Here is a 12643-nt window from a genome sequence, read left to right as displayed (position 1 = left end):
GCTCGGGCCGCCCTTGGCTGGCGGCTCTCACAGAGGACGTCGGAGCCGGACCGGGATTCTCGACACGGGGTTCAGGAGTTTTTCGCGGTGGATGTCTCAGGCTGCTCGTGCTTGTGCTCGGGCTTCCGCTCAGGCTTCCGCTCGGGCTTCTCTTCGTGCTCGGCGTCGCCCTCGGTGTACGCGCTGCACTGGGGGTTCCGGCACGGGCCGGCCACCCATGTGGGGACCCAGGCGCCCAGCGTCTTGTGGCGCCGGACGACCGTGTCGACAGGCTGTCCGCAGTCGGGACAGAAGTGCTCTTCGCTGCCCATGTCCTCAGAGTAGGGCGGTAGAGGGCTCAGCGCTTCCTGCTGTACGTGCGAACCACGGCGCCGTTGCCGAACGTCCGCACCCCGTCGAGGGTGAACTCCGTGACGGCGAAGTCCGAGCCGAACATCGGCATGCCCGTGCCGTACACGATGGGGTAGCTCTTGATGACGAGCTCGTCGATCTCGTCGAGCAGTTCACCCGCGATCTGCGAGCCCCCGCACAGGTAGATACCGAACTCACCGTCCTCCGCCTTGAGTTCGCGCACCTTGGCGACCAGGTCGTCGCCGATGATCTCGACGTTCGCGTCGGGCGACTCGGTCAGGGTGCGCGAGGCGACGTACTCGCGCAGATGGGCGTAAGGGCTGGTGATGCCCTCCTTCAAGGCCAGGTCGTAGCTGCCACGGCCCTGGATGATCGTGTCGAATCCCTTGTTCTCCAGGTCGTCGAGGCCGAGCGCCCGGCGGCCGTGGGTCGGCAGGGTCTCCGGGTATTCGCTCTTGAGGAAGGTCAAGTACTCCTCGTCCACGAAGGCGAGCATCGCGGACGCGTCGCCGCTCGGGTCTCCGATGAAGCCGTCGAGCGAGCAGGCGATGAAGTAGGTGAGCTTTCGCAAGCCGTTCTCTTTTCGTAGGCTGGTCAACCACTCCGGTTGTAGTGCTTCAGTTGTAGTACTTCGCTTGTAGTGGTTGCAAGGGTATTTTGGGACCGGATGGAAGTGAGAGAGGGGATTCCGAATGGCGGGCAATCCGGAGCGCCGGGCCGCACTCGTCGACGCGGGCGTCGAGGTGCTCGCCCGCGAGGGTGCGCGCGGGCTGACGTTCCGCGCGGTGGACGCCGAGGCGGAGGTGCCGGTCGGCACCGCCTCCAACTACTTCACCGGGCGCGACGACCTGCTCCGCCAGATCGACGCCCGGCTCCACGTGCGGCTGGCGCCCGACCCGGAGGTGATCGCCGGGCTCCTGACCCGGCCGAAGGACCGCTCCCTGGTCACCGCCTTCATGCACGACCTGATGGCCCGCGCGACCCGCGACCGGACGGGCTATCTGGCCCTGCTGGAGATGCGCCTGGAGGCCAGTCGGCGCCCCGAACTGCGCTCCTCCTTCACCAAGTCGGTGCGCGGCGACCTGGAGGAGGGCATGGAGTTCCACCGGAACGCCGGGTTGCCCGGCGGCGACGAGGTCGTCACCGTGCTCTATCTCGCGATGCTCGGACTGCTCCTGGAGCACCTGACGCTGCCGGACGTGCTGGACGGGGTCCTGCCCGGCGTCGGCGTGCCGGACGGGCTGGTCGAGCGGATCGTGCGGACAGTCGTACCCGAGGGGTAGATACGGTCGTACCCGAGGGGTGGATCAGGGCCGCCCGGGTCGGCTCAGCCGCGCGGCTCTCGCCACATCGGCCACATCCGGGGGCCGTCCGGGAGGTCGAGGGGACGGCCCCCGGGTGCGAAACCGAGGCGCTCGTACAGCTTCCGACTGCGGTCACTGCTCGCCTCCAGGTAGGCGGGCAGGCCGTCGCGGTCGCAGCGGTCGAGGACCGAGTTCATGAGCGCGGTGCCGAGCCCCTCGCCCTGGTGCTCGGGTGCCGTGGCGATCATCCACAGGTATTCGTGGGCACGGCCGGAAGGATGGATACCGGCGGTCAGGCGGCCGATCAGCTCGACGCGCTCGTTCTCCGGGTCGACGGCCTCACGCAGCCGCGCGGGCCCTTCGTCGTCCTCGTGCTGTTCGACGGCGGGCACGGACATCCACAACGCGCACGCCGTGCCGTCCTCGGTGACGTCGATACGGCCGACGGCGAACACGATGTCGGCGAACGCCGCCATGAGCTTGGGGTGTGCGGTACGGCGGTGCTCCTCGCCCGGGAACACCCAGCCGCTGACCGGATCGTCCTGGAAGGCCGCGTCCAGCAGCCGGACCACCAGCTCCCGGTCCCCCGCGCCCGCCGCCCGGATCCCCACACCCATGTGTACCCGCCCCTTCACGTCAACCGGCCTTGATCGTAGGACGATCGGAGCGGACGTGCCGTCCACGGAACGACTTTGTCGAGATCTGTCCGTACGCAGGCCGGTACACAGAGACGGGCCCCGCACACCGTGGGGATGTGCGGGACCCGCCGGTCCGGAGCCGCCCGGCGACCGTACGGGGTCAGGAACCGTACGGCCCCGCCGGCTCCGGAGCCTCGACGACCGCCGGCTGCCGTGGCCGAGCGATGCCTGCCTTCGGCTGCCGCGGCCCTCAGTTGCTGCGCCGCGTCACGTACTCCGCCAGAGCCAGCAGCCCGCCCGCCTGCTCCGGGTCGGGGACCGCGCGGGCCAGTTCCTGCATGGCGCGGGCCATCCGGTCGGCAGCCTGGGCCTGCGCCCAGTCACGGCCACCCGCTCGCTCGACGGCGAGGGCGGTCTCCTGCAAGTCCTCCTTGTCGTACGGCATTTCGTACAGCGCGGCCAGCTCCGCCGCCGCCGGACCGCCGGAGGTGAGCGCGGCGACGACCGGCAGGGACTTCTTGCGGGCGGCGAGGTCCGCACCGGCCGGTTTGCCGGTGCGGCTGGGGTCGCCCCATATGCCGATCACGTCGTCGATGAGCTGGAAGGCGAGCCCGGCCTCACGGCCGAACGCGTCCAGCGCCGCCACGTCCTCGTCCGCCGCACCCGCGTACAGCGCACCGAGGGCACAGGCGCACCCGAGCAGCGCGCCGGTCTTGGCCTCGGCCATGCCGAGCACCTCGTCGAGGCCGACGTCGCCGGGGCCCCGCTTCTCCATCGCCGTGTCCGCGTGCTGGCCGGCGCACAGCTCGACGACGCAGGCCGCGAGGCGGGCGGCGGCGGCCGAGGACGCCGGATGCGGGTCCTCGGCGAGCAGCCGCAGGGCCAGCGCCTGGAGGGCGTCCCCGGCGAGGATCGCGTCGGCGTCGCCGAACACCGCCCATACGGTGGGCCGGTGCCGGCGGGTGGTGTCCCGGTCCATCACGTCGTCGTGCAACAGCGTGAAGTTGTGCACCAGTTCCACCGCCACCGCGGCCCGTACGGCCGCCGCCCGCGCCGCCGGTCCGCCGAGGGCTGCGGCCGCGGTGAGGACGAGGGCGGGGCGGATCGCCTTGCCCGCGTTGCCCGCCGCCGGGGTGCCGTCCGGGTGCTCCCAGCCGAAGTGGTACAGCGCGACCCGGCGCATGGAGGGCGGCAACGACTCGATGGCGGCGCGTAGTTCGGGGTCGACCGACGCCCGGACGCGCTCCAGGATCACCGCCGCCTCGGGCCCGTCGAGCGGACCTGTCGCGGTGGGGCCGCGCGTCGTTTCCGTCATGAACTCGGCCATGGGGTCCCCCTCGGAGAGTCCGCGGACGGTGGCGCTTCCACTGCGGCTGGGCGCATACGACGAGGGTGTACCCGTCCCGCGGGGAGAGGACACGGCTCCCCGTTGCGGAAACGTCACCGCCAGCGCCCGATCTCGACGTTCTCCAGCACACCGAGGGCGTCCGGCACCAGAACCGCGGCCGAGTAGTAGGCCGTCACCAGGTACTTGATGATGGCCTGTTCGTTGATGCCCATGAAGCGGCAGGACAGGCTCGGCTCGATCTCGTCCGGGATGCCCGCCTGCTGGAGCCCGATGACGCCCTGCTCCGCCTCGCCGGTACGCATGGCGATGATCGAGGTCGTACGGGCCTCGGTGACCGGGATCTTGTTGCACGGGTAGATCGGCACCCCGCGCCAGGTGGGGATGCGGTTGCCGGCGATCTCGATGGTCTCGGGGACCAGCCCGCGCTTGTTCAGCTCACGCCCGAACGCGGAGATCGCGCGCGGGTGGGCGAGGAACAGCTTGGTGCCGCGCCGCCGGCAGAGCAGCTCGTCCATGTCGTCGGGGCTGGGCACGCCGTCGTGCGGCTGGAGCCGCTGGTCGTACTCGCAGTTGTTGAGCAGCCCGAACTCGCGGTTGTTGATGAGCTCGTGCTCCTGGCGCTCCTTCAGGGCCTCCACGGTCAGCCGGAGCTGCTGCTCGGTCTGGTTCATCGGCTGGTTGTAGAGGTCGGCCACGCGCGTGTGGATGCGCAGCACGGTCTGGGCGACGCTCAGTTCGTACTCACGGGGCCTGGCCTCGTAGTCGACGAAGGTGTGCGGGATGTCGGGCTCGCCGCTGTGGCCGGCGGCGAGGTCGATCTCCTTCTCGCCGTACTTGTTGGTGCGCTGCTCGGGGATCGCCCGCAACTGTTCGAGGTGCTCGCGCAGGGAGTCGGCGCGCTCGGCGATCTGCTCGACGTCCTGGCGGGACAGGACGAGCACCGTGCACGCGGTGACCGCGCGGGCCGTGTACTCCCAGATCGCGTCCGCGTCGAGCAGCGCCTGCTCACCGAGGTAGGCCCCGTCGGCGAGGACACCCAGGGACTCGTCCTCCCCGTACGGACCGGTGCCGACCTTCTCCACCCTGCCGTGCGCCAGCAGGAACACCTCGTCGGTCTGGCTGCCGAACGACGCGATCACGTTCCCGGCCGCGAACTCCCGCTGCTGGCAGCGCTGGGCGAGCTCGGAGAGCACCTCTTCGTCCTCGTACGACCGCAGCGCGGGCAGTTCGGTCAGCTCGACGGGGATGACCTCGACCCGGTCGCCGGTCTTCACGAACGTGATACGGCCGTCCCCCACGGCGTACGTCAGACGCCGGTTCACCCGGTACGTGCCGCCCTGCACATTCACCCATGGCAGCGTGCGCAGCAGCCAGCGGGAGCTGATCTCCTGCATCTGGGGTGCGGACTTGGTCGTGGTGGCCAGGTTCCGCGCCGCAGCCGTACCGAGACTCTGCTGCGGCTTGTCCTGCTCCGTGCGGACCTCTTCGCCTACCGACATAAGGAATTGCCCTCCCGGTCATGCACCGACGCCGATCTGGCGCCACGCATCGCGATCTGCACGACCGAGCCTTCCATCACGAGGCGCGCCAGTGCTATTACACGAAAGAGCGGGAATGGATCACGGTCTACTGGGCAAATAGCGGGCTCTTGTCCACTCGTGGCAGCGCAGCGGCCGCCCCGTCCGAGCCACGGCTGTGTCCGAAATGACTCGCACACCGTACGAGTCAAGGAGTCCCGTCTGCCCGTTTTCGGTAAGTCACCGATACGAGGCGGCCGCGCACGGCGGCCGACGCACGGCACGAAGGAGGCGGTCATGGCCTCACCCATGTCCGCGAGCAGATTCCTGGAGAGACTCCGGGCGGAGGGCGCGACGGTCGTCGAGGTCGGCGACTGGGAGCACCACAACCGCAATCACGTCGGTCCCTGGGGGCCCGTCCACGGCGTGATGATCCACCACACGGTGACCAAGGGCAGCGCACACACGGTGGACCTCTGCCGCAACGGCTACGAAGGGCTGCCGGGGCCGCTGTGCCACGGCGTCATCACCAAGGACGGCAGGGTCCACCTCGTCGGCTACGGCCGCGCCAACCACGCCGGCCTCGGCGACGACGACGTACTGCGCGCGGTCATCGCGGAAAAGGCCCTGCCTCCCGACAACGAGGCCAACACCGACGGCAACCGCCACTTCTATGGCTTCGAGTGCGAGAACCTGGGTGACGGCCAGGATCCGTGGCCGGAGCCCCAGCTGGAGGCGATCGAACGCGTCTCGGCGGCCATCTGCCGCCATCACGGGTGGACGGAACGGTCGGTGATCGGGCATCTGGAATGGCAGCCCGGGAAGGTGGATCCGCGGGGGTTCACGATGGCGTGGATGCGGGAGCGGATCAGGGAGCGGCTGAAGTAGGGCAGCCGTAGCCATGGGGCCCGGGCGACAATGGCCAGGTGACCAGCCCCGACGTCCCCGACCTCAGCGCCCTCCGTCCCCGGCTCCCCTCCCCCCTGCAGGAGGCGGCCGACGAGCGGTTCGCGCGTCGCGGTGTCCGGCTGTTCCTCAAGCGCGACGACCTGATCCACCCTGAGCTGATCGGCAACAAATGGCGCAAGCTCGCGCCGAACCTGATGGCCGCGGCCGGTCGCCCGATCGTCACCTTCGGCGGCGCCTACTCCAACCACCTGCGCGCCACCGCCGCCGCGGGCCGGCTCCTCGGCCTGCCCACGGTCGGCGTGGTGCGCGGCCAGGAGCTGGGCGAGCGGCCACTGAATCCGTCCCTCGCGCGGTGCGTGGCCGACGGTATGCGGCTGCATTTCGTCGACAGGTCGACGTACCGCCGCAAGACCGACCCCGAAACGCAGGCAGCCGTCCTGCGCGCGGCGGATGCGCAGGGGGCGTACATCGTCCCGGAAGGCGGCAGCAACGCCCTCGCCGTACGGGGGTGCCGGGCCCTCGGCGAGGAGTTGCGCGGGCAGGCCGACGTCGTCGCGATCGCGTGCGGCACGGGCGGAACGCTGGCCGGCCTCGCCGCGGGGCTCGACCCCGGTCAGCGGGCCCTCGGCATCCCCGTCCTCAAGGGCGGCTTCCTCGGCGACGACGTACGGGGCCTGCAGGCCGAGGCGTTCGGCGGGACGCGCGGCGACTGGTGGCTGGACGAGCGGTTCCATTTCGGGGGGTACGCCCGTACGACGCCCGAGCTCGACGCCTTCGCGAAGGACTTCGAGGGACGGCATGGGGTGCCGGTCGAGCGTCTCTATGTCGCCAAATTGCTGTATGGGCTTGTCTTCCTCGCCAAGGAGGGCGCCTTCCCGCGCGGGACGACAGTCGCAGCCGTCGTCACGGGGTCCCCGCTCGCCGGGTGACCGACGCGAAGGCGCAAGGCACAGTGCCCTATCGGCGCTTCCGGCCGAACCTGCGCTTGGGCTTCTTTCCGGACTGGAGTTGGTTCGCCTTGTTCTTCAGGCCCATCGCCCGGTACGTCTCGGCCAGGGTGTTGGTGGTGATGCGGGTCTCGGGGTGGTCGGGGCCGAGTGTGCGGATCTGACGCGTTCGTGTGTCCTCGAGGAGCTTCGCCGCTGCCGGGTAGGCACGCTGCGAGCGCAGGATGCTGGCCACGCCCCGCACAGACCTGAGCGTGTCCAGGTGGTCATCGCCGAGGAGGCGGCGGCGGCGCGCCAGAGTGTCTTCCTCCAGTTCGTGAGCTTCCTTGGGCCTGCCCAACGCGAGCAGGGACCTGGCCAGGTCATGAGCCGCGGTCAGGGCGTTGGGGTGATCGTCCCCGAGAACCCGGCGGCGGCGGGCCAGGTTGTCCTCGTATCGGCGACGGGCGTCCTCGTACTCGCCCAGCACGTACAGGTCACCGGCGTAACTGTGGGCGATCTCAAGGGTGACGGGGTGATCGTCGCCGAGGAGCCGCCTGCAGCGAGCCAGGATGTCCTCGTTGCGGCGACGAGCCTCCGCCTTGTCGCCCAGGTCGGAGATGAGGTCAGCGAGGTGGCTGGCCGACCTGAACGTGTCGGGATGGTCGTCTCCCAGAACGCGGCGCTGACGGGCGAGGGTGTCCTCGGCCGCCGCGTGTGCTTGACGGTAATGGCCCAGCTTGGCCAGAGAGATGGCCAGGTTCGCGGCGGACTGCAACGTGTCGGGGTGGTCGTCTCCGAGGACACCTCGCCGACGGGCGAGGGTGTCCTCACACATGCTCAGTGCCTGCACATCCTCACTCAGCCCGCTCAGGATCGCCCCGAGATCGTTGGCCGACTGCAGGGTGTCGGGGTGATCGTCCCCGAGGGTCCGGCGGCGACGCGCGTACGCGTCCTCGATGATGGGCCGGGCGCCGCGGATGTCGCCGACGTCCGACGTCGCATGGCCGAGGTACTGCGTGCAGGTGAGGACGTCCGCGTCATCGGGACCCGACTGGGAGGTCCATGCCGTGCGCAGCTCGGCGGCGAGGTCGGCAGCGGGTCGCGGCCGACCGCTGCGGATCAGGAAGTGGACGGCGTCCAGCAGCGTCGCACGCAGCCCGACGCGGGCCGTGACATCGATGTGCTCCGCCGTGAGGTGTGCGGTCAGGGTGGCCCACGTGGGCCAGTTGGCCGGCGTTTGCGGATCGCCCGGCGCGGCGGCGGCCAGGACGGCCGCGGCGTCGTCGTGGAGCGCCCCGGTCTGCGCCGGGTCGGCCTGATCCCGGAGCACGGCCTGCGTCAGGCGATGGATCTGCAGGGCCTCGGCGTCGATGCGGGCAAGGCCGTAGCGGCGCAGGGGTTCGAGCGTGTTCCTCGTCCACATCAGGTCGCCGGCATCGCCCGGAATCGTGGTCAGACGCGGCCGCGCCACCTCCAGCCACTCCGTGGGGATCGGCTCGGGCCCCAGGAAGGCGGCCACTTGGAGCAGGGCCGCGGAGGCGCGGCGTTCGTCGCTCACGCGTGCCGCGGCGATGCCGACCGCGGCGGCCAACGACGCCGAATAGTCCGGGACCTCGCCCTCCCGCAGGATCCGTCCCGTGCTGTCGTTCAGGAGCCGTCGATAGCGGTCGACGGTCATGCCGTTCTCGATCACCCCCGCGGCCTGCGCGAGCGCCAGCGGAAGGTCGCCGAGTTCCTTGGCCAGGGTCTCCGCCTGTTCCTCTGCGATACCCGGGACCCTCGTCCGGAGATACGCGAGCGAGTCGGCCCGTGTGAACACGTCCAGGGAGGCCGGCTGGGCGAGGCGGCGCCAGTTGGGATTGCGAGAGGTGATGACGACGTGCCCGGGGCCCTCCGGCAGCCAGGGCTCGATCTGGTCCGGGTCCTCGATGTTGTCGAGGATGATCAGCCAGCCCCGCCGGGTGCGGAGCTCCGCCAGCAGCGTACGGGCGTTGTGCTCGGCCCCGGCTTCCCGGACCGCGATGCCGAGCCGGTCGGCCAGCTCCGTGTAGTGGACCGGAATCTGGTCGGTCTGCTCCGCGTCGATCCACCACACCAGGTCGTACTGGCCGGCGAACCGGTGCGCGTACTCCAGAGCGATCTGCGTCTTGCCGATGCCGCCCATCCCGTGCAACGCGTATACGGCGGAGTGCCGACCGCTGAGCAGCGCGGCCCGGAGCTGGACGATCTCGGCCTCACGGCCGGAGAAGTCGCGGTTCTCGCGGCGTACGTTCCACAGAGCGGGCCGCTCGGTCGTGCCGGGCAGCGGGGGCTGTGGGCTCTGCGGCAGCACGGCGTCGTCCACCGGGCCGTCGCCCGGAAACGCCGGCGCGGCAGTCGGACGGCCACCGCCGCCCACCGCCTCCCGCAGCGCCGCGACGGCGGCCGTCCTGTCCAGGCCGTGGAGGTTCTTGCGGACCTTGGAGGCGAGCAGGGGATCCACGTCGTGGTTGCTCAACGGCTCGACTGCGAGCGGAATGATCCGGTCCCGGCGGGCGACCACCGCGGACCGCTCCTCCTGGGTCCAGCGCCCGTCCTCGAAGTACGACTTGGAGAACAGGGCGACCACGGCGTCGGCCTTCTTCAGCCCCTCGTCCATGCGCTGGACGAAGTCGTCCCCGGTCCGCCAGTCCCACACGTCGAGTTCGACGTGATGACCGTCCCGCTCCAGGTGCCAGCCCACCCACTCGGCCCAGAGCCGATCCGCCCCCGCGTAACTGATGAAGAACCGCTGTCCGGTGCCGGTCGTCATCGAGCCCCCCGAGTCACCTTGTACCAACTGTGCCGATCGTGTCCCTCCTATGATCTCCCGTCAGCCGTGCCGTGCGTGTCCGGAAGCCTCATCCCGCCTCCCGATAGGCCGCCGCCTCCTCCAGATCAAGTCTGCGCAGCAGCGTCCGCAGCATCTCGTCGTCGATATAGCGACCGTCCCGCAGCTTCACGAACACCGTGCGCTCGGTGCCGATCACCTCACGGGACAGGCGCCGGTAGGTGTCGTCGACGGACTCGCCGGTGACCGGATTGGCCTGGCCCAGCCGTTCCCAGACGGAGTTGCGGCGCCGTTCCAGGACGGCCCGCAGGCGGTCGGCCAGTGGGGCCGGGAGGGCGTTGCGCTCGTCGGCGAGGAGTTCCTCCAGGCGTAGCTCGGCGGCTCGGGAGGCCTGTGCCTGGGCGTTCGCCTCGGCGAGGGTCTCGGCCTGTGCGTCCCGGCCGGGGAGTTTCAGCAGCCGGACCAGGGACGGCAGCGTAACGCCCTGGACGACCAGCGTGCCGATGACCGTCGTGAAGGTCAGGAAGAGGATGAGGTTGAGCTCGGGGAAGTCCTCGCCGCCGTGCACCGTGAGCGGGATCGAGAAGGCGATGGCCAGCGAGACCACGCCCCGCATCCCGGCCCACGAGATGATGAACGGCCCCTTCCAGGTCGGGTTGTCCTCACGCTCCCGGATCCGCGCCGACAGCATGCGCGGCAGGAAGGTCGCCGGATACACCCACACGAACCGCGAGACGACGACCACGACGAAGACAGCGACCGCGTACCAGGCGGCACGTCCTCCCTCGTACTCCCCGAGGCCCTTGAGGACCACCGGAAGCTGCAGTCCGATGAGCGCGAACACCGCCGACTCCAGCACGAACGCGACCATCTTCCACACCGCCTCCTCCTGGAGCCGGGTGGCGAAGTCGACCTCCCACGCGCGGTGTCCCAGGTACAGCGCGACGACCACGACCGCAAGCACCCCGGAGGCGTGCACCTGCTCGGCAGCCGCGTACGCGACGAACGGGATGAGCAGCGAGAGCGTGTTCTGCAGCAGCGCTTCCTTCACATGCGTGCGCAGCCAGTGGATCGGCACCATCAGCACCAGCCCCATGCCGATGCCGCCGAGCGCCGCGAGCAGGAACTCGCCGATGCCGCCCGCCCAGGTGGCGCCCTCTCCGACGGCGGCCGCGAGCGCCACGCGGTAGGCGGTGATCGCGGTGGCGTCGTTCACCAGGGACTCGCCCTGCAGGATCGTGGTGATCCGGGACGGCAGCCCCACCCGGCGCGCGACCGCCGTCGCCGCGACCGCGTCCGGCGGCGCCACCACCGCGCCCAGCACCAGCGCCGCGGTCAGCGGCAGATCCGGTACGACGAGATACGCGGCCCAGCCGACGGTGAAGGTCGCGAAGAGCACGTATCCCACCGACAGCAGCATCACGGGCCGCATCTGGGCCCGCAGATCGAGATACGAGCTGTCCGTCGCCGCGCTGTACAGCAGCGGGGGCAGCACCAGTGGCAGGACGATGTGCGGGTCGAGGGTGTACTCGGGCACGCCCGGCACGTACGACACCGCAAGCCCGGCGGCGACGAGCAGCAGCGGCGCCGGCACGGGGGACCGCCGGGCGCCCGCGGCCACCGCGGCACTGCCCGCCACCAGCAACAGCAGCGGCATCACATCCATGCTTCTCGCCCGCTCCCGTCCGTCCCGCTGCCCACGCGCGCGTGCACCGTGGCACGGCTCCCCTGGCCCCTCGCCGTCCTCGCCGTCCGCACGCGCCCGTGTGCCGCCGTCTTCCGCCTGCGCTCGCTCATGGCCTGCGCCCGCCCCCGATCATTCGTCGTGGAGCGCACTTGATCATCGCCGTACGCCCGCCCTCGTTTTTCCGCGCGGCCATCCTCGCGGCCGTCGTAACCTGGCAATCATGAAACAGTGCACGCACGCCGACGCGCTGCCGCACCCGGAACCCGTGGCGCTGAACGAGACGTGTCCGGAGTGTCTGGCGGACGGCATGCACCCCGTACAACTGCGGCTCTGTCTCAGCTGCGGGCATGTCGGCTGCTGCGACTCCTCGCCGGGGAGGCATGCGACAGAACACCACAAGGAGTCCGGTCACCCGGTGATGCGGACCTTCGAGCCGGGCGAGGAATGGCGTTGGTGCTTCGTCGACCACGTACTCGTGTGACCCTGGATCCGGACGGTTCGACCGTCTGACGTCTGGGTACGTCAACCCGGCGCGCGCTCTTCCCAATTGGAGCCGCAGACCCCTAGACACGGAGCGTATCCACAGGTTTACTGTGAGTGACGGCAAGGGGTTGGGGTCCTGGGGACAGGAAAGTTCAGAGCGCGATAGCGTCACCGCTGAACCACACATCGCGTTACCCCGGGGGGCAACCCTCGGCCCCGAGAAGCTTGTACCACCTTGGAGGTGAGGGTGTCCCAGATCGCAGGCGAGCCCGCGACCCAGGACTTCGTGGAAGTCCGGCTGCCGGCCGCGGGTGCCTACCTGTCGGTGCTGCGTACGGCGACTGCCGGCCTCGCGGCCCGTTTGGACTTCACCCTCGACGAGATCGAGGATCTCCGCATCGCGGTGGACGAGGCGTGCGCGATCCTGCTCCAGCAGGCCGTGCCCGGCTCGGTGCTCAGCTGCGTGTTCCGGCTCGTCGACGACTCACTCGAGGTCACCGTCTCGGCCCCGACCACGGACGGCCACGCCCCCTCCAGGGACACCTTCGCCTGGACCGTGCTGTCCGCCCTGGCGGGCAAGGTCTCCTCCGCCGTGGACGAGGACAAAACCGTTTCGATCAGCCTCTACAAACAGCGCGGCGCGGGACCCGGGCCGGCGTGAGGAACGG

Annotated in this window: 12 protein-coding genes; 5 read left to right on the top strand and 7 right to left on the bottom strand. The window is 70.3% G+C overall.

All coding sequences use genetic code 11. From position 1 onward, the window contains the following. Positions 1-71: 71 nt before the first annotated feature. Together PBV52_RS32485 and PBV52_RS32480 are read right to left on the bottom strand one after the other, a co-directional pair. Positions 72-311: a hypothetical protein gene (locus PBV52_RS32485; RefSeq protein WP_274243262.1), complete on the bottom strand. Its 240-nt coding sequence runs from the start codon at positions 309-311 to the stop codon at positions 72-74. A 26-nt stretch (positions 312-337) separates the two neighbouring features. Continuing rightward, entirely contained in the window at positions 338-922 is a 585-nt protein-coding gene (locus tag PBV52_RS32480; RefSeq protein ID WP_274243261.1) for a dihydrofolate reductase family protein, read from the bottom strand. A gap of 121 nt (positions 923-1043) precedes the next feature. Between PBV52_RS32480 and PBV52_RS32475 the strand changes: the two genes are divergently transcribed. Beyond that, positions 1044-1634 (top strand): TetR/AcrR family transcriptional regulator, encoded by a 591-nt coding sequence (locus tag PBV52_RS32475; protein ID WP_274243260.1) that lies wholly within the window; start codon positions 1044-1046, stop codon positions 1632-1634. A 44-nt stretch (positions 1635-1678) separates the two neighbouring features. On the opposite strand, the gene PBV52_RS32470 is transcribed toward PBV52_RS32475, so the two are convergent. The 3 genes from PBV52_RS32470 to PBV52_RS32460 form a co-directional block, all read right to left on the bottom strand. Continuing rightward, on the bottom strand, positions 1679-2272 hold the full coding sequence (locus PBV52_RS32470) for an N-acetyltransferase (protein ID WP_274243258.1): 594 nt from the start codon (positions 2270-2272) through the stop codon (positions 1679-1681). Positions 2273-2543: 271 nt separating this feature from the next. Then, on the bottom strand, positions 2544-3620 hold the full coding sequence (locus PBV52_RS32465; protein WP_274243257.1) for a family 2 encapsulin nanocompartment cargo protein polyprenyl transferase: 1077 nt from the start codon (positions 3618-3620) through the stop codon (positions 2544-2546). A gap of 113 nt (positions 3621-3733) precedes the next feature. Beyond that, entirely contained in the window at positions 3734-5140 is a 1407-nt protein-coding gene (locus PBV52_RS32460) for a family 2B encapsulin nanocompartment shell protein (RefSeq protein ID WP_274243256.1), read from the bottom strand. Positions 5141-5455: 315 nt separating this feature from the next. Here PBV52_RS32460 and PBV52_RS32455 point away from each other — a divergent pair, with 315 nt between their 5' ends. Both PBV52_RS32455 and PBV52_RS32450 read left to right on the top strand, forming a co-directional pair. Then, the gene (locus PBV52_RS32455) at positions 5456-6046 is read left to right on the top strand and encodes an N-acetylmuramoyl-L-alanine amidase (protein WP_274243255.1); all 591 of its coding nucleotides are present in this window, start codon (positions 5456-5458) and stop codon (positions 6044-6046) included. 38 nt (positions 6047-6084) lie between these two features. Then, positions 6085-6996 carry a 1-aminocyclopropane-1-carboxylate deaminase/D-cysteine desulfhydrase gene (locus PBV52_RS32450; RefSeq protein ID WP_274243254.1) on the top strand — a complete coding sequence of 304 codons (912 nt, stop codon included), beginning with the start codon at positions 6085-6087 and terminating at the stop codon, positions 6994-6996. 28 nt (positions 6997-7024) lie between these two features. On the opposite strand, the gene fxsT is transcribed toward PBV52_RS32450, so the two are convergent. Together fxsT and PBV52_RS32440 are read right to left on the bottom strand one after the other, a co-directional pair. Further along, complete coding sequence (gene fxsT / locus PBV52_RS32445; protein WP_274243252.1) at positions 7025-9787, bottom strand: FxSxx-COOH system tetratricopeptide repeat protein; 2763 nt, start codon at positions 9785-9787, stop codon at positions 7025-7027. Between the two features lie 88 nt (positions 9788-9875). Beyond that, positions 9876-11471 carry a Na+/H+ antiporter gene (locus PBV52_RS32440; protein WP_274243251.1) on the bottom strand — a complete coding sequence of 532 codons (1596 nt, stop codon included), beginning with the start codon at positions 11469-11471 and terminating at the stop codon, positions 9876-9878. Between the two features lie 241 nt (positions 11472-11712). Here PBV52_RS32440 and PBV52_RS32435 point away from each other — a divergent pair, with 241 nt between their 5' ends. Further along, on the top strand, positions 11713-11973 hold the full coding sequence (locus tag PBV52_RS32435) for a UBP-type zinc finger domain-containing protein (protein WP_274243250.1): 261 nt from the start codon (positions 11713-11715) through the stop codon (positions 11971-11973). A gap of 249 nt (positions 11974-12222) precedes the next feature. Further along, positions 12223-12636, top strand: a complete 414-nt coding sequence (locus PBV52_RS32430; RefSeq protein ID WP_004925829.1) for an anti-sigma regulatory factor — start codon at positions 12223-12225, stop codon at positions 12634-12636. Positions 12637-12643: the final 7 nt, after the last annotated feature.

The organism is Streptomyces sp. T12 (assembly GCF_028736035.1).
Taxonomy (GTDB): domain Bacteria; phylum Actinomycetota; class Actinomycetes; order Streptomycetales; family Streptomycetaceae; genus Streptomyces.
The sequence above is the reverse complement of the archived record's forward strand: the minus strand, read 5'-3'. Positions and strand labels throughout refer to the sequence as shown.

Bases quoted from the DNA above. Each gene is read 5' to 3' on its own strand.
- fxsT (WP_274243252.1), bottom strand. From the start codon at position 9,787: ATGACGACCGGCACCGGACAGCGGTTCTTCATCAGTTACGCGGGGGCG.
- PBV52_RS32485 (WP_274243262.1), bottom strand. From the start codon at position 311: ATGGGCAGCGAAGAGCACTTCTGTCCCGACTGCGGACAGCCTGTCGAC.
- PBV52_RS32455 (WP_274243255.1), top strand. From the start codon at position 5,456: ATGGCCTCACCCATGTCCGCGAGCAGATTCCTGGAGAGACTCCGGGCG.
- PBV52_RS32475 (WP_274243260.1), top strand. From the start codon at position 1,044: ATGGCGGGCAATCCGGAGCGCCGGGCCGCACTCGTCGACGCGGGCGTC.
- PBV52_RS32465 (WP_274243257.1), bottom strand. From the start codon at position 3,620: ATGGCCGAGTTCATGACGGAAACGACGCGCGGCCCCACCGCGACAGGT.
- PBV52_RS32435 (WP_274243250.1), top strand. From the start codon at position 11,713: ATGAAACAGTGCACGCACGCCGACGCGCTGCCGCACCCGGAACCCGTG.
- PBV52_RS32460 (WP_274243256.1), bottom strand. From the start codon at position 5,140: ATGTCGGTAGGCGAAGAGGTCCGCACGGAGCAGGACAAGCCGCAGCAG.
- PBV52_RS32440 (WP_274243251.1), bottom strand. From the start codon at position 11,471: ATGGATGTGATGCCGCTGCTGTTGCTGGTGGCGGGCAGTGCCGCGGTG.
- PBV52_RS32470 (WP_274243258.1), bottom strand. From the start codon at position 2,272: ATGGGTGTGGGGATCCGGGCGGCGGGCGCGGGGGACCGGGAGCTGGTG.